This is a genomic window from Pseudoalteromonas sp. CST2, from assembly GCF_028599385.1.
GTDB lineage: Bacteria > Pseudomonadota > Gammaproteobacteria > Enterobacterales > Alteromonadaceae > Pseudoalteromonas > Pseudoalteromonas atlantica.
In genome coordinates, this window is the sequence record NZ_JAQREO010000008.1 from 142,749 (window position 1) to 166,713 (window position 23,965).

The 23,965-nt window shown below is 40.9% G+C and carries 19 protein-coding genes; 7 read left to right on the top strand and 12 right to left on the bottom strand.

Annotated features, from left to right (window positions below; translation table 11 throughout):
- Positions 1-12: 12 nt before the first annotated feature.
- The 4 genes from PSH41_RS12305 to PSH41_RS12320 form a co-directional block, all read right to left on the bottom strand.
- A complete protein-coding gene (locus tag PSH41_RS12305) occupies positions 13-1,527 on the bottom strand; it encodes a SpoVR family protein (RefSeq protein ID WP_004588114.1) in 1,515 nt (504 codons plus the stop codon).
- Positions 1,528-1,544: 17 nt separating this feature from the next.
- Positions 1,545-2,828, bottom strand: coding sequence for a YeaH/YhbH family protein (locus PSH41_RS12310; protein ID WP_273589099.1), 1,284 nt, complete (start codon positions 2,826-2,828; stop codon positions 1,545-1,547).
- A 26-nt stretch (positions 2,829-2,854) separates the two neighbouring features.
- A complete protein-coding gene (locus PSH41_RS12315) occupies positions 2,855-4,777 on the bottom strand; it encodes a PrkA family serine protein kinase (RefSeq protein ID WP_004588112.1) in 1,923 nt (640 codons plus the stop codon).
- A 209-nt stretch (positions 4,778-4,986) separates the two neighbouring features.
- The gene (locus PSH41_RS12320) at positions 4,987-5,568 is read right to left on the bottom strand and encodes a Fe-Mn family superoxide dismutase (protein WP_004588111.1); all 582 of its coding nucleotides are present in this window, start codon (positions 5,566-5,568) and stop codon (positions 4,987-4,989) included.
- A 267-nt stretch (positions 5,569-5,835) separates the two neighbouring features.
- Here PSH41_RS12320 and PSH41_RS12325 point away from each other — a divergent pair, with 267 nt between their 5' ends.
- Positions 5,836-6,174 (top strand): Grx4 family monothiol glutaredoxin, encoded by a 339-nt coding sequence (locus PSH41_RS12325; protein ID WP_004588110.1) that lies wholly within the window; start codon positions 5,836-5,838, stop codon positions 6,172-6,174.
- Positions 6,175-6,431: 257 nt separating this feature from the next.
- Here PSH41_RS12325 and PSH41_RS12330 read toward each other — a convergent pair whose 3' ends face one another.
- Positions 6,432-6,584: a hypothetical protein gene (locus PSH41_RS12330; protein ID WP_273589098.1), complete on the bottom strand. Its 153-nt coding sequence runs from the start codon at positions 6,582-6,584 to the stop codon at positions 6,432-6,434.
- 436 nt (positions 6,585-7,020) lie between these two features.
- On the opposite strand from PSH41_RS12330, the gene gltB reads away from it, so the two are divergent.
- The 3 genes from gltB to PSH41_RS12345 all read left to right on the top strand — a co-directional run bounded on the left by gltB (position 7,021) and on the right by PSH41_RS12345 (position 14,141).
- On the top strand, positions 7,021-11,478 hold the full coding sequence (gltB, locus tag PSH41_RS12335; RefSeq protein WP_273589097.1) for a glutamate synthase large subunit: 4,458 nt from the start codon (positions 7,021-7,023) through the stop codon (positions 11,476-11,478).
- Positions 11,479-11,487: 9 nt separating this feature from the next.
- Positions 11,488-12,903 carry an FAD-dependent oxidoreductase gene (locus PSH41_RS12340; RefSeq protein WP_004588108.1) on the top strand — a complete coding sequence of 472 codons (1,416 nt, stop codon included), beginning with the start codon at positions 11,488-11,490 and terminating at the stop codon, positions 12,901-12,903.
- Between the two features lie 218 nt (positions 12,904-13,121).
- Positions 13,122-14,141, top strand: coding sequence for a GGDEF domain-containing protein (locus tag PSH41_RS12345; RefSeq protein ID WP_273589096.1), 1,020 nt, complete (start codon positions 13,122-13,124; stop codon positions 14,139-14,141).
- A gap of 12 nt (positions 14,142-14,153) precedes the next feature.
- On the opposite strand, the gene PSH41_RS12350 is transcribed toward PSH41_RS12345, so the two are convergent.
- The 4 genes from PSH41_RS12350 to nadK form a co-directional block, all read right to left on the bottom strand.
- Positions 14,154-14,465: a hypothetical protein gene (locus tag PSH41_RS12350; RefSeq protein WP_004588106.1), complete on the bottom strand. Its 312-nt coding sequence runs from the start codon at positions 14,463-14,465 to the stop codon at positions 14,154-14,156.
- 37 nt (positions 14,466-14,502) lie between these two features.
- Positions 14,503-16,176: a DNA repair protein RecN gene (recN, locus tag PSH41_RS12355; protein ID WP_024033375.1), complete on the bottom strand. Its 1,674-nt coding sequence runs from the start codon at positions 16,174-16,176 to the stop codon at positions 14,503-14,505.
- Between the two features lie 75 nt (positions 16,177-16,251).
- Positions 16,252-16,818 carry a hypothetical protein gene (locus PSH41_RS12360; protein WP_273589095.1) on the bottom strand — a complete coding sequence of 189 codons (567 nt, stop codon included), beginning with the start codon at positions 16,816-16,818 and terminating at the stop codon, positions 16,252-16,254.
- A 75-nt stretch (positions 16,819-16,893) separates the two neighbouring features.
- A complete protein-coding gene (gene nadK / locus PSH41_RS12365; RefSeq protein WP_004588103.1) occupies positions 16,894-17,778 on the bottom strand; it encodes an NAD(+) kinase in 885 nt (294 codons plus the stop codon).
- A gap of 284 nt (positions 17,779-18,062) precedes the next feature.
- Between nadK and PSH41_RS12370 the strand changes: the two genes are divergently transcribed.
- Positions 18,063-19,028: an HrcA family transcriptional regulator gene (locus PSH41_RS12370; RefSeq protein ID WP_054983110.1), complete on the top strand. Its 966-nt coding sequence runs from the start codon at positions 18,063-18,065 to the stop codon at positions 19,026-19,028.
- Between the two features lie 58 nt (positions 19,029-19,086).
- Positions 19,087-19,701: a nucleotide exchange factor GrpE gene (grpE, locus tag PSH41_RS12375; protein ID WP_024033377.1), complete on the top strand. Its 615-nt coding sequence runs from the start codon at positions 19,087-19,089 to the stop codon at positions 19,699-19,701.
- A gap of 28 nt (positions 19,702-19,729) precedes the next feature.
- Here grpE and PSH41_RS12380 read toward each other — a convergent pair whose 3' ends face one another.
- The gene (locus PSH41_RS12380) at positions 19,730-20,929 is read right to left on the bottom strand and encodes a Bcr/CflA family multidrug efflux MFS transporter (RefSeq protein ID WP_024033378.1); all 1,200 of its coding nucleotides are present in this window, start codon (positions 20,927-20,929) and stop codon (positions 19,730-19,732) included.
- Between the two features lie 194 nt (positions 20,930-21,123).
- Here PSH41_RS12380 and PSH41_RS12385 point away from each other — a divergent pair, with 194 nt between their 5' ends.
- Positions 21,124-21,921, top strand: a complete 798-nt coding sequence (locus tag PSH41_RS12385) for a M48 family metallopeptidase (RefSeq protein ID WP_024033379.1) — start codon at positions 21,124-21,126, stop codon at positions 21,919-21,921.
- A 72-nt stretch (positions 21,922-21,993) separates the two neighbouring features.
- On the opposite strand, the gene PSH41_RS12390 is transcribed toward PSH41_RS12385, so the two are convergent.
- Together PSH41_RS12390 and PSH41_RS12395 are read right to left on the bottom strand one after the other, a co-directional pair.
- Positions 21,994-23,007, bottom strand: a complete 1,014-nt coding sequence (locus PSH41_RS12390; protein ID WP_273589094.1) for an alpha/beta fold hydrolase — start codon at positions 23,005-23,007, stop codon at positions 21,994-21,996.
- A gap of 162 nt (positions 23,008-23,169) precedes the next feature.
- A complete protein-coding gene (locus tag PSH41_RS12395) occupies positions 23,170-23,958 on the bottom strand; it encodes a nucleoside-binding protein (RefSeq protein WP_273589093.1) in 789 nt (262 codons plus the stop codon).
- Between the last annotated feature and the right edge of the window lie 7 nt (positions 23,959-23,965).

The window sequence follows — 23,965 nt, forward strand, 5'->3', positions numbered from 1 at the left end:
CAGCCGTTTTATTTACTCTGTAGTATGGCGAGTATCATCTGCTGGGCATTGGCCAAGAGTAGACACATCGCCTGTACTGGTCTCTTGCTCTAATTGAACCTTGAACCCCCATAACCTATACAGGTGTTTTAGCACTTCTTTATGCGAGTCAGCAAGGGGGATGTTATTGTGAGGAACATAACGCAACGTTAAAGAACGATCGCCTCTAACATCAACATTATATACTTGAATGTTAGGTTCGTGATTACTCAAGTTATATTGTGCTGAAAGCGCTTCGCGTACAGCCTGATAACCGCTATCATCATGTATGGCGCCTACCTCTAGGTGTGGGTTACGGCTGTGATCGACAATAGTAAACAGCTTAAAATCACGAATTAACTTAGGTGATAAAAATTGGCTTATGAAACTTTCATCTTTAAAGTTTTCCATCGCAAAATGCAGTGTGTCTAGCCAATTAGTGCCTGCATATTCAGGAAACCAGCGTCTATCTTCATCTGTTGGGTTTTCGCAAATACGGCGGATATCCACCATCATATTAAAACCCAATGCATACGGGTTTATACCTGAATAGTAATTGCTGTTATAAGGTGGCTGATAAACCACGTTGGTATGGCTTTGCAAAAACTCCATCATAAAGGAGTCGGTTAATTTACCTTCATCATATAAGTGGTTCAAAATGGTGTAGTGCCAAAAGGTGGCCCAGCCTTCGTTCATCACTTGGGTTTGTTTTTGCGGATAAAAATATTGTGATATCTTTCGCACAATACGTATTATTTCTCGCTGCCAAGACTCTAATAGAGGCGCGTTTTTCTCAATAAAATATAAAATGTTTTCTTGCGGCTCTTGCGGAAAATGCCTCTCTTGCTTTTTAGCTTCTTGCTGTTGAGCGGGGATAGTGCGCCATAGCTCGTTTACTTGAGATTGCATGTAGTCTTCACGCTCTTTTTGGCGTTTTTGCTCTTCAAAAAGGGAAATTTGCTGCGGGCGTTTATATCTATCTACGCCGTAATTCATTAATGCGTGACACGAATCAATTAAGCTTTCTACTTGTGTAATACCGTATTTTTCTTCGCAGCGGCTAATGTAATTTTTAGCAAACACTAAGTAATCTATGATGGAGTCGGCGTCAGTCCATGTTTTAAATAAGTAGTTTCCTTTAAAAAATGAGTTATGACCATAACAGGCATGCGCCATAACCAGTGCCTGCATAGGGAGTGTGTTTTCTTCCATTAAATAAGCAATACAGGGGTTTGAATTAATCACAATTTCGTAAGCCAGCCCCATTTGCCCACGCTTATAATTTTGTTCGGTTTGTATAAATTTTTTACCATATGACCAATGGCTGTAGCCTATAGGCATGCCTACGCTTGAATAAGCATCCATCATTTGCTCAGCTGTTATTACTTCAATTTGGTTAGGGTAAGTGTCTAACCGGTAATGCGCTGCAACACGGGCTATTTCAGTTTGGTATTGCTCAAGCAGCTCAAAGGTCCAATCTGGGCCATCGCTAATTCGTTCAGTGCTCATAGTAAACCTCGCTTAGGCTAAGCAGCCCCTTGTTGTTGACGATTTTTTTTAAATAGCTCCCTAAACATAGGGTAAATGTCTTCAACACTTTGAATATGTTGTATTGCAAAGTTGCTATGGGTTTGGGTGATGTTTTGGTATTCGCGCCATAAGCTTTGGTGCGCACGCGTGGTAATTTCTATATAAGCAAAGTAGCGTACCGCATTAAGTAGCTTATTGCGTAATATTTCACCGCAGTGTGGGGTGTCGTCTGCCCAGTTATCGCCATCAGATGCTTGCGCTGCGTATATATTCCATTGCTCTGAATCATAGCGCTCTTTTATTATTTCGTTCATTAATTTAAGGGCACTGGAGACAATAGTGCCGCCAGTTTCTTGAGAATAAAAAAACTCTTGTTCGTCGACCTCTTTAGCTTGTGTGTGGTGGCGTATATACACCACCTCAATGTCTTTATAACTTCGGGTCAAAAATTGATACAGCAAAATATAAAAACGCTTTGCCATGTCTTTTGTGGCCTGATCCATTGAGCCTGATACATCCATAATACAAAACATAACGGCTTTGCTGGTGGGGTGGGGGCGTTTTTCATAATTACGAAAACGTAAGTCGTAATTATCAATAAATGGTACGGCTTTTATTTGCTGTTTAAGTTGCTCAATTTCCTCTTGTAATAATGCAATAATGGCTTGGTCGCTGTCGGCTTGCTCACGCTCCATCGCAAGTTGACCTTCAAGCTCTGCTAGGCGTCTTTTTTTACCCGCACTCATGGCGACTCTTCTGGCGAGTGAGCCCTGTAATGAGCGTACTATATCAATATTACTGGGCATACCATCGCTACAAAAACCAGCCCGATGAGTTTTCATTTGTACAAGCTTATCTAGCTGGTTTTCTTGTAAGTTGGGCAGCTCTAGGTCTTCAAAGAGTAAATCAAGGTATTCATCTTTAGAAATAGAAAACACAAAGTCATCTTGGCCTTCGCCTGAATCACTTGCATCGCCATCGCCTGCGCCACCACCTTGGCCGCCTTTAGGGCGCTCAATTTTGTCACCTGTTGAAAATTGATCGTTACCAGGGTGAATTTGTTCTCTGTTGCCCCCTTTACCTTGGTGAAAAATGGGCTCGCTAATATCTCGTTGCGGGATAGATATACTCTCCCCTGAACTTGAGTCGGTAACGCTGCGTTTATTAACCGCATCAGACACTGCTTCTTTTATTTGCTTTTTATAGCGCCTAATAAAGCGCTGACGATTAAGCGTGCTTTTGTTTTTACCATTTAAGCGTCTATCTATAAAATGCGCCATACTGTTCCCCCTAAACTACATGAAGGTTACTGCGATTTTCTAACCCGTAAATACCACTCAGAAAGTAAACGCACTTGTTTTTGCGTGTAGCCTTTTTCAACCATGCGGTTGACAAAGTCCTCGTGTTTTTGTTGATCCTCAGCGGAGGTTTTTGTATTAAAGGAAATAACAGGGAGTAGATCTTCGGTATTTGAGAACATTTTTTTCTCAATCACAGTGCGTAGTTTTTCGTAGCTTGTCCATAACGGGTTTTTACCATTATTGTGAGCGCGTGCACGTAATACAAAGTTAACTATTTCGTTCCTAAAATCTTTGGGATTAGAAATGCCGGCGGGTTTTTCTATTTTTTCAAGTTCTGCATTTAACGAGGCGCGGTCAAATAACTGTCCTGTATCTGGGTCTCTGTATTCTTGATCTTGTATCCAAAAATCAGCATAAATTACATAGCGGTCAAAAATATTTTGGCCATATTCAGAGTATGACTCTAAATACGCGGTTTGTAGTTCTTTACCAATAAACTCAACATATTGCGGAATTAAATAGCCTTTTAAAAAACTTAAATAGCGCTCTTCCACTTCGGCGCTAAATTGTTCACGCTCTATTTGTTGCTCCAAAACATAAAATAAATGTACCGGATTAGCTGCAACCTCGGTGGTATCAAAATTAAATACGCGCGACAAAATCTTAAAAGCAAAACGAGTTGAAAGGCCGGTCATGCCTTCATCTACCCCTGCGTAATCACGATACTCCTGGTAAGACTTTGCTTTAGGGTCGGTATCTTTTAGGGTTTCACCATCATAGACCCGCATTTTTGAGTAAATACTAGAGTTTTCAGGCTCTTTTAATCGAGATAAGGTAGTAAATTGCGCTAACGCTTTAAGCGTACCTGGTGCACACGGTGCACTGGCAAGTTCACTATGTTGAATAAGTTTGTCGTAGATTTTTATTTCTTCGGTCACGCGCAGGCAATAAGGGACCTTTACAATGTAAACACGATCTAAAAACGCTTCATTGTTTTTATTATTTTTGAATGTTTGCCATTCTGACTCATTTGAGTGGGCTAAAATCATGCCGTTAAAGGGCAGAGCGCTAATACCTTCGGTACCGTTGTAGTTACCCTCTTGCGTTGCGGTAAGGAGTGGATGCAGCACCTTGATAGGGGCTTTAAACATTTCTACAAACTCCATTAAACCTTGGTTGGCTAAACATAAAGAGCCTGAGTAAGCGTAGGCATCGGGGTCGTTTTGAGCAAAGTGCTCAAGCTGGCGAATATCTACTTTGCCCACCAATGCAGAAATATCTTGATTATTTTCATCACCCGGTTCGGTTTTGGCTATACCTATTTGATTTAAAATAGAGGGGTAGCGTTTGACGACTCTAAATTGGCTAATATCGCCGTTAAATTCTTTTAATCGTTTACCAGCCCATGGCGACATAATCGTTTTTAAATAACGTGGTTTAATACCGTATTCTTTTTCGAGAACGTTGGCATCTTCTACTGGGTCAAACAAACTGAGCGGGTGATCGTTTACCGGAGAGCCTTTAATTGAATAGATAGGCACTTGTTGCATTAAATATTTTAGTTTTTCTGCAATTGAAGATTTACCTCCCCCAACAGGGCCGAGTAAATAAAGGACTTGTTTGCATTCTTCTAGGCCTTGAGCCGCATGCTTTAGGTAGGAAACAATTTGTTCTATGGCATCTTCCATGCCGTAAAAGTCTGCAAAGGCAGGGTAGCGTGCAACCACTCTATTAGAAAATAACCGGCTTAAACGTGCATCGGTTGCAGTATCAACCATTTGCGGCTCGCCTATTGCCATAAGTAAACGCTCAGGGGCGCTGGCATAAGCTGATTTGTCATTTTTACAAATTTCTAGAAATTCGCTAATGCTGTATTCTTCTTCTTGTGCTGCTTCGTATCGTGCTTGGTAGTGCTCAAAAATAGTCATAATAACCTCCGAAACCCGCTTTAAAAAGGTGCTTACTTTTTAAAGTTTAGTCAGAGATTGATATTTTTGTGCAATAAAATTAAAAATTTAAGTGAAAAAAGATCATGTGGCTAAATTAGCAATTTCGCGCGTATAAAGGCGGTTTTAATTTTATAAAGGCATAAAAAAAGACGCCGAGGCGTCTTTTTAAATCAGCGTATAATAGCTAATTAAGCGAAGTTAGCGTTCGCGAATTCCCAGTTAACAAGCGCCCAAAAACCTTTAAGGTAATCAGGACGAACGTTACGGTAATCAATGTAGTAAGCGTGTTCCCATAAATCCACAGTTAGGATTGGTGTAACACCTTCGTCTGTAAGCGGCGTTGCTGCGTTAGACGTGTTTACGATATCTAATGAACCGTCAGCTAGTTTAACTAACCATGTCCAGCTAGAACCAAAGTTATTAACCGCTTTGTCGTTTAATGCATCTTTAAACGCGTCAAAAGAGCCCCATTTAGCGTTAATAGCGTCAGCGATAGCACCTGTTGGCTCGCCGCCGCCATTTGGAGATAGACAGTTCCAGTAGAAAGTGTGGTTCCAAATTTGTGCAGCGTTGTTAAATACGCCACCTTCAGATGAACAAACAATCTCTTCTAAAGATTTATTTTCAAATTCAGTACCTGGAATTAAACCGTTTAATTTAACAACGTAAGTGTTGTGGTGCTTACCGTGGTGATACTCAAGAGTTTCTTGTGAAATATGAGGCTCAAGTGCATCAATTGCATATGGTAGTGACGGTAGTTCAAATGCCATTTTTTTATCTCCATCTTCTTTTGGTTGATAACTCGCTTGATAGTACGTAATGCCTGATAGAACAGACCACTTACCTATACCAAACGAAAATATAGTGTTACTATAATTGTTGAGTATTTTACTCAAGTTTAAGCAAACAGCAATGCTATTGCTGAAGACTATTTCAATTGCGGCTTTATTTGCCCATTTTAAGTTATATATCTGTGGCCACAATGATTTATTTTCAAGCCCTAGGTATATCAAGCTATCGTCATTTTGAGGTTGTAGATGGAAACCATTGATAAAATTAAACAGCAGATTTCAGAAAACCCAATTATCCTTTACATGAAAGGGTCGCCTAAATTACCAAATTGTGGTTTTTCTTCACAAGCGTCACAAGCTCTAATGTCATGTGGCGAACCATTTGCCTATGTTGATATTTTACTTAATCCAGATATTCGCGCTGAGTTACCAGCATACGCAAATTGGCCTACTTTCCCACAGCTTTGGGTTGAGGGCGAATTAGTAGGTGGTTGTGACATTATCATTGAAATGTTTCAACGTGGTGAATTACAGCCACTGATCACTGAAACTGCAGCTAAGTATAAAGAAGCTGACGCAGAGTAATTGCTACTTTGCTAGATTATTAAAGCCACGTTTTACGTGGCTTTTTTGTGCCTATTAACTTTCTTACGTCTTAATCTCTTGAACAGCCCATCAGTGGGTGATTATAACCATTAATCTGTGCTCAATAGTTAGCAAACTCAGCCATTGCTCCTCGTTTAGGTGCACCTAGTCAGGATAAGTAATCAACAAAGCTACTTAATATAAGCGCGAATTTTAATTAAAATATGAGTTTTATATCAATGCGCAATAAGACGTAATCATTTTTCGGGGCTAAACGTGTCGCTATCTGCGTTAAATAATTCTTTTTTAGAACAACTAAATAGCGAGTTTTTTGCCCAGTTATCAACACGTTTTTCCAGCCTTACAATAGTTCGCTCAATCAAGCGAATTGGCATTAAATAAAAATTCACTACATCTGCACTAAAAACGATACCACAATTAATAACTATACTAATGAACGCTAAAAAAGCGTGATCCTAAACCTCTAATTTATTTAAAACGCATTAAACTATCTAAATGTTAACTGAACCCGTGGGAAAATAGTGAATATTTATTCATTAGTTTGGTGCTTTACGTTTACGTAAAGGGTATTGCTTTAACGCCTTTGTTTTTACAAAGTGTTAAAATTGACACCAGTGTCATGAAAAAATAACGCGCAAATAAGCGCTAAATGTTAAAACTTATGGGTGAAAAAGAAATCTTGCCTTGAAGTGAGAAATATTCAAGAATGTGAATATGTATTCAAAATAATATTGACTCTATTTACTATAGAGGCTAGTTTTGTGCGTCTGTTAGCAAATCGTCGAGCAGTTCATTCACGTTAACAGTGCAGCAAGGGAGGGGTCTATGTTATACGACTCAACATTAGAAAAAGATAATTGTGGCTTTGGCTTAATAGCCCAAGTAAATGGTCAAGCTAGTCATCGGCTTATTCGTACAGCTATTACTGGACTTGATCGCATGCAGCACCGCGGTGGTATTTCTGCCGATGGTAAAACAGGTGACGGCTGTGGTTTATTACTACAAAAACCTGACAGTTTTTTCCGTGCTATTGCGAGTGAGCATAATTGGCACTTAGGTAAAAATTACGCCGTAGGCATGGTTTTCTTAAATTCAGATCCCGTTTTAGCACAAGCTGCAAAACAGGTTTTATGTGAAGAATTAGAACAAGAAACACTTAAAATACTCGGTTGGCGTGAAGTGCCTACTGACCCTTCAATGCTAGGGCCAATTGCTACACAGCAATTACCTGGTTTTGAGCAAATTTTTGTTAGTGCGCCTGAAGGATGGCGCTCTAAAGATTTAGAGCGACGTTTATACGTAGCACGTCGCCGTGCAGAAAAGCGTTTAGCAGAGGATGAGTCGTTTTATATTGCGAGTTTATCGGGGTTAGTGACTATCTATAAAGGCCTTATGATGCCTGCAGATTTGCCTAACTTTTATTTAGACTTAGCTGATATTCGTATGACCAGCGCTATTTGTGTATTCCATCAGCGTTTTTCTACTAATACCCAGCCACGTTGGCCTTTAGCACAACCATTTAGGTATTTAGCGCATAATGGTGAAATTAATACCATTGAAGGTAACCGCCAATGGGCTCGTGCACGTTCGTATAAGTTTTCATCGCCACTTATTCCTGATTTACAAAGTGCAGCGCCGTTTGTAAACGAAACTGGCTCTGACTCTTCAAGCTTAGATAACATGCTGGAGCTGTTTTTAGCGGGTGGCATGGATTTATTCCGTGCTATGCGTATGCTTGTGCCACCTGCATGGCAGAAAAACCGTGCTATGGATGATGACTTACGCGCATTTTACGACTTTAACTCTATGCACATGGAGCCGTGGGATGGCCCTGCGGGCATTGTTATGTCTGATGGGCGTTTTGCAGCCTGTAACCTTGACAGAAATGGCCTGCGTCCAGCGCGCTATGTTATTACTCAAGATGGCTTTATTACACTTGCCTCTGAGGTAGGGATTTGGGATTACACTGCAGATGAAGTGGTTGAAAAAGGCCGTGTAGGACCAGGTGAGCTGTTAGTAATTGATACTAAATTAGGCAAAATTTGGCACTCAGACGAAATCGACCAAGATTTAAAATCGCGTCATCCTTATAAGTCATGGCTTGAAGAAAACGTTAAACGTTTAACCCCGTTTGAAGAGCTTACCGAGCAAGATGCGGGTAATCGCTCATTTGATGACGAAACACTTGTTAAATACCAAAAAATGTTTGGTTACACTAACGAAGAGCTCGATAGTGTTATTCGCGTAATGGGTGAAAACGGCCAAGAAGCAACTGGCTCTATGGGTGATGACACGCCATTTGCAGTACTTAGCGAAGGGCATCGTTCACTGTACGATTACTTCCGCCAAAAGTTTGCACAAGTGACTAACCCGCCAATCGACCCGCTGCGTGAAAACCACGTAATGTCACTGGCAACGTGTATTGGTAGTGAGCAAAACGTATTTAATGAAACCACAGGCCACGCTAAGCGCCTACAGTTTGATACGCCAATTTTAATGTATGCAGACATGCAGCAGCTACTAAATGCCGATGACGAGCATTACAGCTACTGTAAAATTGATATTACATACACAGCAGAGGAAGGTTTAGAAAAAGCGGTTGCACGTATTTGCGACGCTGCACAAGAAAAAGCAGCAGCCGGCTGTGTAATGCTTATTTTATCTGACCGTAACTTCAGCGAAACTCAATTACCAATTCCTGCTGCTATGGCGGTAGGTGCTGTACAAAAACGTTTAGTAGATAATAACTTACGTTGTGAGTCTAATATTATTATTGAAACGGGTAGCGTACGCGATGCACACCAATTTGCCGTATTACTTGGTTTTGGTGCAACCGCAATTTACCCATACCTTGCATACGAGTCACTGGTTGCGATGAGCGACAGTAAAGTGATTGATAAATCGTACTGCGAAGTGACGCTTTCGTACCGAAAAGCCATTAATAAGGGCTTGTACAAAATTATGTCTAAAATGGGCATAAGCACAATTGCATCGTACCGTTGTTCAATGCTTTTTGAAGCGGTTGGTCTATCTGATGCTATGGTAGACATGTGCTTTAAAGGTGTGGCAAGTCGTATTAAAGGCGCCTGTTTTAGCGATTTTGATATTGATCAGCAAAAGCTACATAAACTTGCTTTTAGTAAGCGTAAATTACTGAGCCATGGCGGTTTATTAAAATACGTTCACGGTGGTGAATACCACGCTTACAACCCAGATGTTATTCAAACGCTACAAAAGGCCGTACGTTCAGGCGATTATAAAGACTACGCAGCCTATGCTGATTTAGTTAATAACCGTCCTATTGCAACGCTGCGCGATATGTTAGCGCTTAAATTACCTGAAAAAGGCATTAGCATTGATGATGTTGAGCCGGCTGAATTTTTATACCAGCGCTTTGACTCTGCAGCTATGAGTATTGGTGCACTTTCTCCAGAGGCGCATGAAGCGCTTGCCATTGCAATGAACAGCTTAGGCGGGTGTTCAAATTCAGGTGAAGGCGGTGAAGATAAGTTGCGCTACAACACCGAGAAAAACTCACGTATTAAACAAGTTGCCTCGGGTCGTTTCGGTGTAACGCCGCACTACCTTCGTAATGCGGATGTAATTCAAATTAAAGTGGCGCAGGGTGCTAAACCTGGCGAAGGCGGGCAATTACCAGGTGAAAAAGTAACGCCGTATATTGCAAAACTTCGTTATTCGGTACCCGGTGTAACATTAATTTCACCACCACCGCATCACGATATTTACTCAATTGAAGATTTAGCCCAGCTAATATTCGATTTAAAACAAGTAAACCCAGAAGCGATGATATCGGTGAAGTTAGTATCTGAGCCGGGTGTAGGCACAATTGCCACAGGTGTAGCTAAAGCCTACGCCGACTTAATTACTATCTCAGGTTACGATGGTGGTACCGGTGCAAGCCCATTAACGTCAGTTAAATACGCGGGTAGCCCGTGGGAGCTTGGCCTTGCAGAAACTCAGCAAGCGCTTGTTGAAAATGGTCTTCGTCACCGTATTCGCCTGCAAACAGATGGTGGTTTAAAAACAGGTTTAGATATCATTAAAGCCGCTATTTTAGGTGCAGAGAGCTTTGGCTTTGGTACGGGCCCAATGGTGGCGCTGGGTTGTAAATACTTACGTATTTGTCATTTAAATAACTGTGCGACCGGTGTTGCAACGCAAGATGAAACACTTCGTCAAAAGCATTACCACGGCTTACCAGAAATGGCGATGAACTACTTTAAGTTTATAGCCCAAGAAGCACGTGAAATTATGGCAAGCTTAGGTATTGCTAATCTAACTGACTTAATTGGCCGTTTAGACTTATTAGAAGCGATTGAAGGTAAAACAGCGAAGCAAAAGAAAATAGATTTATCGTCTGTAATTGCTCAGCCAAATAACCCAACGGGCGAAACCTTATTTTGTAGCGCACCAAATAGCTCGCACTATTTAGGTGAACTTAACGAAACGTTACTAGGTAAAGCGCAACAAGCGATTGATACCTCATCGGGTATTTCGCTCGTGAGCCGCATATGTAATACAGACCGTTCAGTGGGCGCAATGCTGTCGGGTTACATAGCCTCTAAGCACGGCAATCAAGGTATGGCAGCAGATCCAGTATCTATTGAGCTACATGGTACAGCAGGGCAATCATTTGGTGTTTGGAATGCCGGTGGCCTTGAAATGACCCTTATTGGCGATGCAAACGACTACGTGGGTAAAGGCATGGCTGGTGGTAAGCTTGTTATACGCCCACCACTGGGATCATCGTTTGAAAGTCATAAAGCGACTATTGCTGGTAACACATGTTTGTACGGTGCTACAGGTGGTAAGTTATTTGCCGCAGGCTGTGCTGGTGAGCGTTTTGCAGTGCGTAACTCTGGCGTGCAAGCCGTTGTTGAAGGCGTAGGTGATAACGGCTGTGAATACATGACTGGCGGCGTTGTATGTGTGCTAGGTAATGTAGGCGTTAACTTTGGTGCGGGTATGACAGGTGGTTTTGCTTATATTTTAGATGAGCGAAGTGACTTTGAAAAACGCATTAATCCAGAGCTTGTAGAAGTAGTAACACTTGATGATTTAAGTTCGCACCAAGAGCATCTGCGTGGCCTAATTGCCGAGCATTTAGAGCTAACGGGTTCATGTCGAGCAGAAACCATTTTAGCTAATTTTGAACTGTACTTACCTATGTTCAAACTAGTTAAACCAAAATCAAGTGATGTAAAAAGTTTACTCGGGCACCGCGCTCGCAGTAGCGCAGAACTTCGTGTTCAAGCGCAATAAGGGGGCAGTATGAGCGAAAATGTATATCAATTTATAGACGTGCAGCGTGTTGATCCGCGCAAAAAACCAATCTCGTCGCGTAAAAAATCTTTCGTGGAAATTTACGAACCCTTTTCTGAGAATCAGGTAAATTCACAAGCTGACCGTTGTTTAGATTGTGGTAACCCTTACTGTGAATGGAAATGCCCAGTGCATAACTACATTCCACAGTGGTTAAAACTAATTAGAACTGGCCGTATTTTAGAAGCGGCTGAGCTTTCTCATCGAACAAACAGTTTACCTGAAGTGTGTGGACGCGTATGTCCACAAGACAGACTGTGTGAAGGTTCATGTACGCTTGATGAAGAGTTTGGCGCAGTAACGATAGGTAATATTGAAAAATACATTACCGATACCGCATTTAAAATGGGCTGGAAACCAGACATGTCATACGTGACATGGACGGATAAAAAAGTGGCTATTATTGGTGCGGGTCCGGCTGGTTTAGGGTGTGCAGATATTTTAGTACGTAACGGTGTAAAGCCAGTGGTTTTTGACCGTCACCCAGAAATTGGCGGATTACTTACTTTTGGTATCCCTTCTTTTAAACTTGAAAAAGAAGTAATGCAAAAGCGCCGTGAAATTTTCACCGAAATGGGTGTGGAATTTAAGCTAAACGTTGAAGTGGGTGTAGATATCACTATGGACGAAATTTTAGCTGACTACGACGCGGTATTTTTAGGTGTAGGTACGTATCAGAGTATGCGTGCTGGTCTTGAAAACGAAGACGCGCCAGGCGTACACGACGCACTGCCATTTTTAATTGGTAACACAAATCGCGTTATGGGTTACGATGAAAAAAACCAAGCGTGCATTGATATGGCCAATCAAAAGGTTGTGGTACTTGGCGGTGGTGATACCGCGATGGACTGTGTGCGAACGTCTATTCGCCAAAATGCAGCTAAAGTAACTTGTGCTTATCGTCGTGATGAAGAAAATATGCCAGGCTCTAAGCGTGAAGTTAAAAACGCTAAAGAAGAAGGTGTAAACTTTACCTTTAATGTACAGCCAACGGGTATTGTACTTGATGATAATGGCCATGTTGCAGGCGTTAAAATGGTTAAAACACAACTGGGTGAGCCTGATGAAAACGGCCGTAGCCGAGCGGAAGTTGTACCAGGCTCTGAGCACGTACTTGAGGCAGACCAGGTTATTATGGCGTTTGGCTTTAAACCACACAAAATGGACTGGTTAGAAAAGTATGATGTAGAAATTAACCACTGGGGCGGCATTAACGCACCAGAGCAAGGTGAATTTACTCATCAAACAACTAATCCGAAAATATTTGCAGGTGGCGATATAGTGCGAGGCTCTGATTTAGTGGTAACGGCTATTTTTGAAGGGCGTAACGCTGCTGAAGGTATTATGGATTATTTAGAGGTTTAATTATCTCGTTAAGTTTTAAATATAATAAAGGCAAGCTAACTGGCTTGCTTTTTTTTGCTTTTTTCAAATTAAAAAGTATTAAAAAGTTGTCATTAACCAATAATTAACGTGTAAATCTTGCTTAAAGTACTATTTCAGTACAAACTTGCTGCTAACTTCTTTTTTAAATCCTCGGAAAATGAGCTTTTAAAGCTCGCTTGCAAATAAAAAATAATAATATGAATGCATACTCAGACAACAGAGAAAGAAAGCTAATTGTTCGCTTTTTTTCGACCATCGGATTTATAGCTACCTTCGCTATGGCGTGTAATGCATTGTCTAATGCTGATGTAGTGCTTGGTATTATGCTGCTAGTTTCAGCTGGTTTTTATGCGTGGGCTTTTAGCCTTTACCGCGCAGTCGAAAAATCAGCGACCACCATTTTATATAACCTTTACTGTTTAATGCTGTATTTAGTGATCTCGGGCGGAGCTGAAGGTACTGGGCCAATTTGGATATTTATTGTATCACCGGTGACTTACTCTATTAGAGGCCTAAAAAAAGGAACATTTGATATTGTTGCTTTTTTATTTGCCGTGATCGCCGGCTTTATTATTACAGATAACTTTAATATTTATGATTATCAGCCTGAAGCACTTCCACTAAGGGTGGTCATTTCTTTTATTATTGTTGCTTTATTAAGTGGTTTTTATGAGCGCTCACGCGAAAAATACAATGAAAAAATAGTCGCGCTGAGTCAAAAAAATGAGCGCCTTGCCACAATAGATCATTTAACTGATTTACCTAACAGACGTTTTATGATGAAAGAACTTGCTGAGCTTAAACATCATCATAAAAAAACTAAGCAGCCGTATGTAATTTTGCTAGCTGATGTTGATAATTTCAAAAACATTAATGATAACTACGGCCACGACTTTGGTGATGAAGCGTTAACCCAACTTGCCAATATTTTAAAAAAGAGCATGCCAAAGCAAGGTATTGCTTCTCGGTGGGGCGGTGAAGAGTTTTTAATTGCACTACCAAACAGCGACAAAGATCAGGGGCAAAGTATTGCAGAAAAAATTCATGCAGAATTACAAAAAAATCCAGTGCGCATGAATGGAAAATCGGTGGTATTAACTATAAGTATGGGGCTTGTGCAAAGCCAGTTAGATACAACCATAGCTCAAGACATAAAGCTGGCCGACGAGCGATTATACAAAGCAAAAGAGCAAGGTAAAAATAGAACTTGCTCTTAACGCTTGTGTTAGTTAATCCATAGAAAAACTATCAAGGTTGGGGCGGCTTTTACTTTTTCGCCGCTGTAAACTTAAATAGCACATTGCACTGCACAGTATCTGTGCTAATAAAAGTAACCATTGATTATTAGCCACTATGTTGCCAATAATAAACCACTGCCAAACACTCACCGTTACTTGATAAACCAATATAAGTTTTAAAAAGCTAAAGAGTTTTAGCTTAAATTCTGCGTGCTTAAACTTACTAAACCCGATAAGTAAAAAGCTTAAAACAACAAGTAGCCACCCAGTAACATGGCAAAAATTTATCAGCATGCTTTGCATTTAAAACGTCTCTCCACTGTTGTAGCAAAAGTATATCTTAGGCGTGCGCCATAATAAGCTCTTTAGCATTTGCTTTAGCGGTTTTACTTATATTATCGCCGCCAAGTAAGCGTGCAATTTCATTAATACGGCCGTCTTTATTTAGGCTGAGCATTTGAGTAAAGGTTTCGCCTTGTGCTATTTCTTTTGCTACAAAAAACTGCTGATGCGCACTACTTGCAACCTGGGGTAAATGGGTTACACAAATAACCTGTGTTGATTTTCCTAGTTGGCGTAGTAACTTCCCTACAGAGGAGGCGGTAGGACCCGATATACCTACATCCACTTCGTCAAAAATAAGCGTTGGCGTTGTCACTTTTTGGGCAATGATCACCTGTATGGCAAGGCTAATACGCGACAGCTCACCACCCGAGGCAACTTTAGCTAAAGGTTGTAATGGCTGCCCAGGATTAGTAGAGACTAAAAACGAGACGCTATCAAAACCTAATGCATTGGGTTGGCGCTCAGCTTCTTGGGTAAGCTGAATTTCAAAGACCCCATTTTCCATCGATAAATTAGCCATGCTTTCACTAATTAATTGATTTAATGTATTAGCATATTTATGGCGACTTTCGCTTAGCTGATCACTGGCGTGCTGGTATGCACTTAGCGCATTAGTTATTTCATCGTCTAATTGCGCCAAACGAGAGCTATTGTTACTAATTGATTCTAGCTCTTGTGTTAAACCTTGATGAAACTCAACCAGCTCTTGAGGCTTTATATGATGCTTACGGGCTAAGTCCATCGCGCCACTTAAGCGCGCTTCTACTTCTGTTAATCTAGCAGGGTCTAAGTCGGCTTGCTCTGCGTAGTTTCTTACTTCTCTGCTTGCTTCTTCAACTTGCACTGCGGCTTCATCTAATAATGCAGCTACACTTGCTAAGCTTTCGTCATAATTTGCAAGCTCGGCAAATTGCTGAGCGCTGTGTTGCAGCATTGAACAGGCATTTTGCTCATCACTTTCATATAAATGTTGAAGTTCGCGCTGGCAGGCTTCTAAAATGGTTTGGCTATTACTTAGCTTGTAATGTTCGGCTTCTATCTGTTCAAACTCGCCGTCTTGTAAGGCAAACTCATCTAATTCGGCAACTTGGTATTCGAGTAATTGTTTTTGAGCGGCTTGTTGTAATTGCTGTTGCTCAAGCTGTTTAAATTCTTTTTGCAGGTTTGCATATAATTTAAAGCTTTGGCTAACCGCTTTTACAAGCTGGTTGTGGCCTGCGTAGGCGTCAAGCAGTTGCAGCTGGTGTTCAGCTTTTAAAAGGTGTTGATGAGCGTGCTGTCCGTGTATAGAAATTAAATACTGTCCCAGCTCTTTAAGTTGAGCTGCTGTAACAGCGCTGCCATTAATATAGCTTTTGCTACGGCCATTTTTACATACAACGCGTCTAAGTAGGCATTCGTTGTCGTTACTCGTTAGCATGTGTTGTTCTAAAAATGCTTTAGCAAGAGGAAGGGCAGTTAAATCAAATTGTGCGCACACTTCTGCTTTATCTGTGCCAGGGCGAACCGCCGACGCTTCAGCGCGCTCGCCTAAACACAGTGAAAGTGCATCAATGGCAATCGATTTACCCGCGCCGGTTTCACCCGTGATCGCCGTCATGCCGTTATGCCACTCAGTGCTTAAGTTACTTACAATTGCAAAATTTTTAATTTCTAAACCAATTAACATACTGTTCATCCATCCAGTGAATTAACTGTTAATTTATACAGTGTTTAGGTTTTTTGCAAATTAATTTTTTACTTTTTAAGCAACGCTCGCATTTTGAGAAAACTGACTATCAGAGTCAGTACTTTCATCAGAAGGGGTTTCGTCAGTATTTTCAAGGCTTTCGCTTGGGTTTACAGGTGTGTCAGTTTTAATTTGTACAATCAATGAGGGTAAAATTTCGTGATAAAACGCTTTATTATATAGTATGCCTTGCTGGGGTAACTCACTCACAAAGTACTGTATATTATCTTGAAGCGCTTGGGCGTTTTCACTTTGCAGTGCTTTTTGAAACTCAATCGAAAGCGTGCTCACTAAGCTGTCGCTAATATCTTCTAAATGTTGTAGGTTTTCATCTGTATGGGGCTGAACCACAAAAAAATTGGCCACAATTGCCTGAATTTGCGCTACATACTTAGGTCTTATTATTTTGGCTTCTAATAAATTGTTTAGCTTGGTTTTAAGGCGAGTGTTTACTTGGGCAACACGTTCGTTAAATTGTTTTTTCTTGGCTTCTAACGCTTTTTTTCTATTGTTTTCAACTCTAATATAAGCGCCAAGCAAAGTGATAAGTAATAACAAAGCAAAGATAACAACATAAGTCATTGCTAGATATTCCTAGTTTGATTAATTTTTATTTGTGTTGTATTTTGCGCTAAAGCACTACGCTTGGCAATAAAATTAGTATAAACGGCTGCCCCAATTAAGTTTAGTACGTAAAACGTTGTAGTAAGAGTAGTTTTTTGGGTGAATTAAGCGCAGTTTTCTGTCGGCTTTTTTAATAACCACTTCATCGCCGGGTAAAACGGCAAGCACTACATGGCTGTCGCAACTGACTTGTAAGCTGTCGGTGTTCTCAAGGCTTAACTTTAAGCGTACCTCGTTATCGGCATCAACCACTAAGGGTCTGCTTGATAATGTATGCGGAAACATAGGCACTAACGAAATTGCATTAAGCTCAGGTGTTAAAATGGGCCCGCCACCCGATAAAGAATAAGCTGTAGAGCCGGTAGGGGTTGATACAATTAAGCCATCAGAGCGCTGAGAAAACACAAAGTCATTATTAATAAATGCTTCAAACTCAATCATGTGGGCAACTTTGTCGGCATGTAGCACCGCTTCGTTAACGGCTGAATTCGCACTTTTAAGTTCGTTATGGCGATATACTTCTACCTCGAGCAAAAAGCGTTTTTCTTCTAAATATTCGCCGCTTAACACTTGCTCTAGGCTACCTTCAAAGCCCTCTGGATTTAAGTCGGTTAAAAACCCTAAATTACCTCTATTTACGCCTATTACAGCTACATCAAAGCGTGCCAGTACGCGTGCAGCACCAAGCATATTGCCATCACCCCCTACAACAATAGCAAGGTCGGCTTGCTCGCCTAAGCTAACAAGGTCAACTTGATGAGTATCAGGGACATCCGATAACTGCCCACCGGTGCGCTTTTCTACAATCACGGTAAAGCCAAGAGCCGATAAAAAAGTATGTAAACGCTGTAACGTAGCCGCAGCTTTAGGATGGTTTGGTTTACCTATAAGGCCAATAGTTTTAAACGGTGAGTGCATAACGGCTGCAATAAAAAGTAATAATATTTTTGTAGGGTAACTCAAAACAGAAGTGTTTGAAAACACAGATTTACCAATATGATAATGATTCAATTACGCCTGTATATTGCCAAGCTCACCTAAGAGCTGATTATTGGCTCAACAGATTAAATTACCCCTTTAATTTTTGTATTTAATGCTTAAAAATAGTTGCAGCAGTGTTTTATTGTAATGCATGCAACAACATATTCACTTAAAGCGTGCTTTAGGCTTGAATTTGTTTTAACTGCCCCGATATCTCTTTCATGCAACAAGATGTAGATAACATGAATATAAACCCGCGAGATCAACAAATTTTTTCAGCAGTGATGAGCCTTTATTGTAATGGTGAAGGGTTACCCGTTCCATCAACAAAAATAGCGAAGCAAAAAGGCATGGCGGTTTGTTCTGCCACGGTACGAAATGCTATGGCGCGACTTGAAAAAGTAGGCTTGTTATATTCCCCTCATACATCGGCAGGGCGTGTGCCTACAAACCAAGGGTTTGATTATTGGTTTGATGAGTTTTTTCCGTTAGCTGAAATAGCTAATTACTGGCAGCCACAACAAGCACAACTTGTGGAGCTGGCCCATGGGTTAAGTAAAAAGTACCAAGTATGTTGTTGTGTAGGCTTACCCCAAGCAAGCTCACAACAAGTGTTTAGAGTAGAAGTGCTTGAGTTTGATTCTAACGATTGGCTTGTACTGCTAATAGATAGAGCAGGGCAAAGCCACAATATTTGTATCAACAAACCTGATGATTCCTCAGATGCCGTGCGTTATCAATTTGCAACTTGGTTAAACACAGTATTTAGCCAACAAACCTTAATGGAAGGTTTGTACAGAATGCAAGCAATGGCAAACACCGCACCGCGTAATTGCCATGACTCACTGACACAGTGGACGCGCCAGCTTAGTCATAAGCTTGGATCAGATAACAGTATTGTAGTAGGCGAAAACTATTTATATAAAAAGGTCGATTGCGAACAAAGCTTAAATATTGGCGTTTCATTTTTAAATTTTGTCGAAGATAAACTCGCATTCAAAAACGGTGTATCAGTTTTAAACACTGAAAACCTACCGTTTACAGAGTGCAATGAGCTGATAGTAATTAGTGTGCCGTACTTTCAAAATCAAGAGTATCAAAGCCGTTTTTGCGTAATTTGCCCTAAATCGGCACAAATTGAACAATTAATCCAAGAATTTAAATTATTAGAGCCATCTAACTCTTGAATCTTTTTATTCAATCCCCATAATTACCGCAGTTGTAAAGAATTGGAGCACGTATTTTATGTCTGAGCAGACACAAAACCCAGAGCAAGAAGTAGAACTAAACGAAGAAGTAGCTCAAATGGAAGCTGATGTTGAAGCAGCAGTAGAAGCCGCAGAGCAACACGAAGCAGACCAAGAGCAAAGCCCTGAAGCTGAAATTGCAATGCTATACGCAGAGCTTGAAGCCGCTAAGCAAACCATTGCGGATCAAAAAGACAGCGTTGTACGCGCCGCCGCAGATGTAGATAACATTCGTCGTCGTGCTGCACAAGATGTAGAAAAAGCACATAAATTTGCACTGGAAAAGTTTGCTAACGAATTACTTCCAGTAATCGATAACCTAGAGCGCGCTATTGAGTTTTCTGATAAAGAAAACGAAACCCTAAAGCCATTGCTTGAAGGTATTGATATGACAGTTAAAAGCTTTAACGATGCGGTTGCAAAGTTTGGCGTTGAAATTGTTAACCCACAGGGTGAGCAATTCAATCCAGAATTCCACCAAGCAATGTCTATCCAACCAAGTAACGATGTTTCACCAAACACGGTACTTGCAGTAATGCAAAAAGGATACACATTAAATGGTCGTTTATTACGCCCTGCAATGGTTATGGTATCTAAAGCAGCAGACGCTTAATTAGTCACTGTTTATAAAAAATGCCTCATTATGAGGCATTTTTTTTGTCTATTTTATAGTGGATTAACTGCACCAGCATAGTTAATAGCACGGCGCTAAACATTAAGCTTGAAAACGGCACTGCACTTTTTGCATGCACTACCGCAAGCAAAGGGCCAACGAGCGCGCCACTGCCAAAGCGCAGCGTCCCAATAACAGCGGTGGCGGTACCGGTGTTTTTTTCAAACTTCATTAATATTAATGAATCAGCATTACTCGCCGTTACCCCTAGGCTCATCATTAAAGGCGCAATGGCCGCTACAATGTAATATAAAGAAAGCTGCAACAAGCTAAACGTAAGCAGTGCCAGCCCAGAGGCAAAGCCACATACAAGCCCTATGTACAGCATTTTTCGAGAGCCAATTCTTGGTACAATTCGGGTATTTAAAAAGTTACCACACATAAGTGCCATGACATTAAATGCGAATAAAATACCAAATAATTGCTCAGATACATTATATAAATCTAAGTATACAAAAGGCACTGAGGTTAAAAAGCAAAAAAAGCCAAACGAGACAAACATAGAGCTTAATATGTCTGCACGTGCATCTTTATTACTAAGTACCGTTTTATAGCTGTCGAAAAACAAGGCTAGGCCTTTTTTCTCATTTTTATGAATAGGGATATCAATTAAATACACTTGTACAAACGCTAAAATTAAAAAGCTATAGGCAGCAAGAACCAAAAATATGGTTGACCATACCGAAAACCCTAAAATAAACGACCCCACAGAGGGGGCAACTAAGGGCGCTACCATCATAATCATAGATACATACGACATGCCCTTAGCGGTGTTTTTTTGATAAATATGCCTAATTACGCCAGGCACAACCACCGTAGCTGCCGCGCCGGTGAATGCTTGCACGGCTCTAAGTACCCAAAAGGTGTGTATTTCGGTGGTAAAAGCTAGCGCAAATGAGCTTGCACCAAATAAGGTTAAGCCAATACGGGCTAGTTTTCGTCGTCCGAGTTGATCGGCAATAGGGCCAAAAAATAACATGCCTAGCGAGTAGCCAGCCAAATAAATACTTAGCGAAATTTGTACATTTGGCATAGTGGTTTGTAAATCGTTCGCAATAACCAACATGGCCGGTAAGTACATGTCTATAGCCAGCGGCGTAATAGCAACAATACTGGCTAACAAGGGTAACAAAATTCGGGTATTAAAAGACGAGGCCGAGGCGTCCATGTAGTCACTCAACATTCACTAAAAACAAGGCTTATAGTGTAACAGGGCTATGCAAGGGTATAAACTTAGTTTGTCTGGCAAGGTCATTTATTTATTAAAAATAAAAAGCGGCGTAATAAGGAGCAAAGATTCTAAACTGGCACTGTGTTTGCTATTCTACAACTAATAAAAATTAAAGACTTGAAGGAAACACCATGAAAAAGCTAGCCCTTGCCTTACTCGCAACTGCAGTTTTAGCCGGCTGTAAAACATCGCCTACGGGGCGTACTCAAATTGCGCTGTATTCAGAGCAACAAATGAGTGAAATGGGCACCGCAAGTTTTGCTCAAATGAAGGAATCACAGCCAATCAATAAAGATGCAAAAACCAATGCGTATGTAAATTGTATTGCTGAAAAGGTCGTGGCTGTTTTACCAAAAGAATACGCCTCACAAAACTGGGAAGTCGTGGTATTTGAAGATGAGTCGGCAAATGCCTTTGCATTACCTGGCGGCTACATCGGTGTTCATACGGGGTTATTAAAAATAGCCACCAATCAAGATCAGCTTGCAACCGTACTAGGGCACGAAGTGGGCCACGTTATAGCAGAGCATTCAAATGAGCGTGTATCGCAAAGCTCAATTTTAGATACCGGTATGCAATTAGGCAGCGCTGCGCTTGAAATGGGCAACGTACAATACCGCAACGAAATTATGCAGGGTTTAGGTTTAGGGGCGCAGTACGGCGTAGTTTTACCGTTTAGTCGTTCACACGAATCAGAGGCCGATACCATTGGCTTAGATTTAATGGCGCAAGCTGGCTTTAACCCACAAGAGTCGGTCACGCTTTGGCAAAATATGAGCGCAGCAGGCAGTGGTAGCACACCTGAGTTTTTATCTACTCACCCTGCACCGAGCAATCGAATTAATAATTTACAAGCACAAATGAGCGAAGCTCTTAGCGAGCAAAGTACGGCTAAATCGCAGGGTAAAAACCCGCAATGTACGCTGTAAATTAGTTTTTATATAAAAAGCCCCTGTAAGCGGTTTACTTACAGGGGCTTTATTTTATTAAGTATCAAGCTATTACTCACTTAGTGCTTGTTTAAACACTGCCTTAAATCGCTCAAAATCTTCTACTTGCGGTAAATGCCCTAAATTATCAAGCTCAAACAGTTGCGCATCAGGAATGAGCGCAGCAGCGTGTTTTCCTAATTTGTCGTAACGCCCCAGCTGATAATCTATCCCGTCTTTTTTCCAGTTTCGGCCAGGGCCTGTTCTGTCACGCGTACCAATAATTAATTTAACGGGCACCGTTAAGTCTTTAAATTCAGTGATCACCGGTTGGGTAAAAATCATATCGTAGGTTTTAGCGTTAACCCAAGCAATTTGCTCTTTATCTGGGCCTTGTATTTGCCCTGTAATAAAGTCGGTTAATGCTGAATACTGGGTATTCCATTGACCATCGTAATAGTTTTTTTGCTGGTACTTTTTAACACCTTCGGGCGTTTTGTTAAGCTCATTTTTATAAAAAAAGTTGGTGTCTTTGTATTTTACATAGTGTAAGTAGTTTTCAAGCCCTATTGGATTAAGCAAAATCAGTTTAGTGGTTGTATCTGGGTACATTAATGCAAAACGGCTCGCTAGCATTCCCCCCATAGAGTGGCCAACAACAATCGACTTTTCAAGATTTAGCGAGTCCATTAATGCATGTGTATGATGCGCAAGCGCCGCAAATGAATATTGATAGTTAGTGGGCTTTGAAGACTTACCAAAACCAATTTGATCGGGTATCAGCACCCCAAACCCAAGCGACTGTAAGTAACGGGCTGTGGGGCTCCAGTAGTCGGCATTAAAGTTTTTACCGTGCATTAGCGTCACTGTTGGCATATTTTTTTGTGTGGGTTTTAAATAAATATACGCCATTTTTAGCGATTGCTTTTGTGAAGCAATATAAAAATAATTTACTTTAAAATCATACTGGTAATTTGTTAAAAGTGCATCGTAAGAGAGGGTTTTAGAGGGTTCTGTACTACTGGCAAATGCATTATTAGTAAAGGCTAATAATGCAGACAAACAAATAACTTTAATCGCTGGCATTTCCTTACTCCTATTAAAGGCAAGCACACGGCTTTAATTAAAGTAAGACAATAACTAAGTATTAAAGGCTGTTCAATTAAATAGTTTTCATGGCAAAAAAAAGAGCACTGTTTAAGTGCTCCGTTTAAAAGTAATGTTGACTCTGTTTTACACTGTCTGGGCTTAAAAAGTCCACTCAACGTGTATTTGTGGAACCGATTCAGTGACCTCAGTGCCTAGCTTGTTATGCCAGTATTGCAGTTCCATACCCAGTAATAGGGTGTTTTCTTTCATTTCTAACGCGTGGCCCATATCCCATACTAAAATAGGCTGTGCAAGTACCCACGCTTCTACGTCGTTACCAAACTCATCTTCGCGCTCTGCAATGTACTCAGCGTGTCCTTTAAAGCTAAATTTTTGCGAGCCTAGGGTAAACGGGTATTCAAAGGCTACATCAAACATCCAGCTGTTAGTTTCAATAGGGGCACCGCCTTTGGCTACGCCTTCACTGTCATCAATATAGGCAGTGACAAGTGTTTGAAAAAAGTTGAACCCAGGTACATCCCAGCTTAATTTAACACCCGGTAGGTATTTCATCATTTTGGCATCGCCGGCAACGTTAATTCCGCCAGTAAGGCCTACATCTAATAATGCACCAGCGCCAATTTTCTCACCGCTAATAGCCGATAAGCTTAGCGTTGAATACCATTCGCCGTAAAAGTCGCTATCTTGGTAGCCGTCGGTTGTATCGTCTTTGCTGTAATCAATAAAGAAAAAGTTATCACCGTAATCATAGCCCGATGCATGTTGCAGCGAGTAAACAGTAGTGTCTGATTCTTGCTTGGTAAATGGGTTTTTTTGGTCGCCATTATTAACATGTAATGCGGTACTGCTCCAATTAGCAGCAAGGGCAGAAGATGATAAAGCGATTGACGTAAGGGTAACGAGGGGAAGTATTTTTTTAAATTTCATAATCTGT

Coding starts and splice junctions, on each gene's coding strand:
- PSH41_RS12305 (WP_004588114.1), bottom strand. CDS start 1,527: ATGAGCACTGAACGAATTAGCGATGGCCCAGATTGGACCTTTGAGCTG.
- PSH41_RS12310 (WP_273589099.1), bottom strand. CDS start 2,828: ATGGCGCATTTTATAGATAGACGCTTAAATGGTAAAAACAAAAGCACG.
- PSH41_RS12315 (WP_004588112.1), bottom strand. CDS start 4,777: ATGACTATTTTTGAGCACTACCAAGCACGATACGAAGCAGCACAAGAA.
- PSH41_RS12320 (WP_004588111.1), bottom strand. CDS start 5,568: ATGGCATTTGAACTACCGTCACTACCATATGCAATTGATGCACTTGAG.
- PSH41_RS12325 (WP_004588110.1), top strand. CDS start 5,836: ATGGAAACCATTGATAAAATTAAACAGCAGATTTCAGAAAACCCAATT.
- gltB (WP_273589097.1), top strand. CDS start 7,021: ATGTTATACGACTCAACATTAGAAAAAGATAATTGTGGCTTTGGCTTA.
- PSH41_RS12340 (WP_004588108.1), top strand. CDS start 11,488: ATGAGCGAAAATGTATATCAATTTATAGACGTGCAGCGTGTTGATCCG.
- PSH41_RS12345 (WP_273589096.1), top strand. CDS start 13,122: ATGAATGCATACTCAGACAACAGAGAAAGAAAGCTAATTGTTCGCTTT.
- PSH41_RS12350 (WP_004588106.1), bottom strand. CDS start 14,465: ATGCAAAGCATGCTGATAAATTTTTGCCATGTTACTGGGTGGCTACTT.
- recN (WP_024033375.1), bottom strand. CDS start 16,176: ATGTTAATTGGTTTAGAAATTAAAAATTTTGCAATTGTAAGTAACTTA.
- PSH41_RS12360 (WP_273589095.1), bottom strand. CDS start 16,818: ATGACTTATGTTGTTATCTTTGCTTTGTTATTACTTATCACTTTGCTT.
- nadK (WP_004588103.1), bottom strand. CDS start 17,778: ATGCACTCACCGTTTAAAACTATTGGCCTTATAGGTAAACCAAACCAT.
- PSH41_RS12370 (WP_054983110.1), top strand. CDS start 18,063: ATGCAACAAGATGTAGATAACATGAATATAAACCCGCGAGATCAACAA.
- grpE (WP_024033377.1), top strand. CDS start 19,087: ATGTCTGAGCAGACACAAAACCCAGAGCAAGAAGTAGAACTAAACGAA.
- PSH41_RS12380 (WP_024033378.1), bottom strand. CDS start 20,929: ATGGACGCCTCGGCCTCGTCTTTTAATACCCGAATTTTGTTACCCTTG.
- PSH41_RS12385 (WP_024033379.1), top strand. CDS start 21,124: ATGAAAAAGCTAGCCCTTGCCTTACTCGCAACTGCAGTTTTAGCCGGC.
- PSH41_RS12390 (WP_273589094.1), bottom strand. CDS start 23,007: ATGCCAGCGATTAAAGTTATTTGTTTGTCTGCATTATTAGCCTTTACT.
- PSH41_RS12395 (WP_273589093.1), bottom strand. CDS start 23,958: ATGAAATTTAAAAAAATACTTCCCCTCGTTACCCTTACGTCAATCGCT.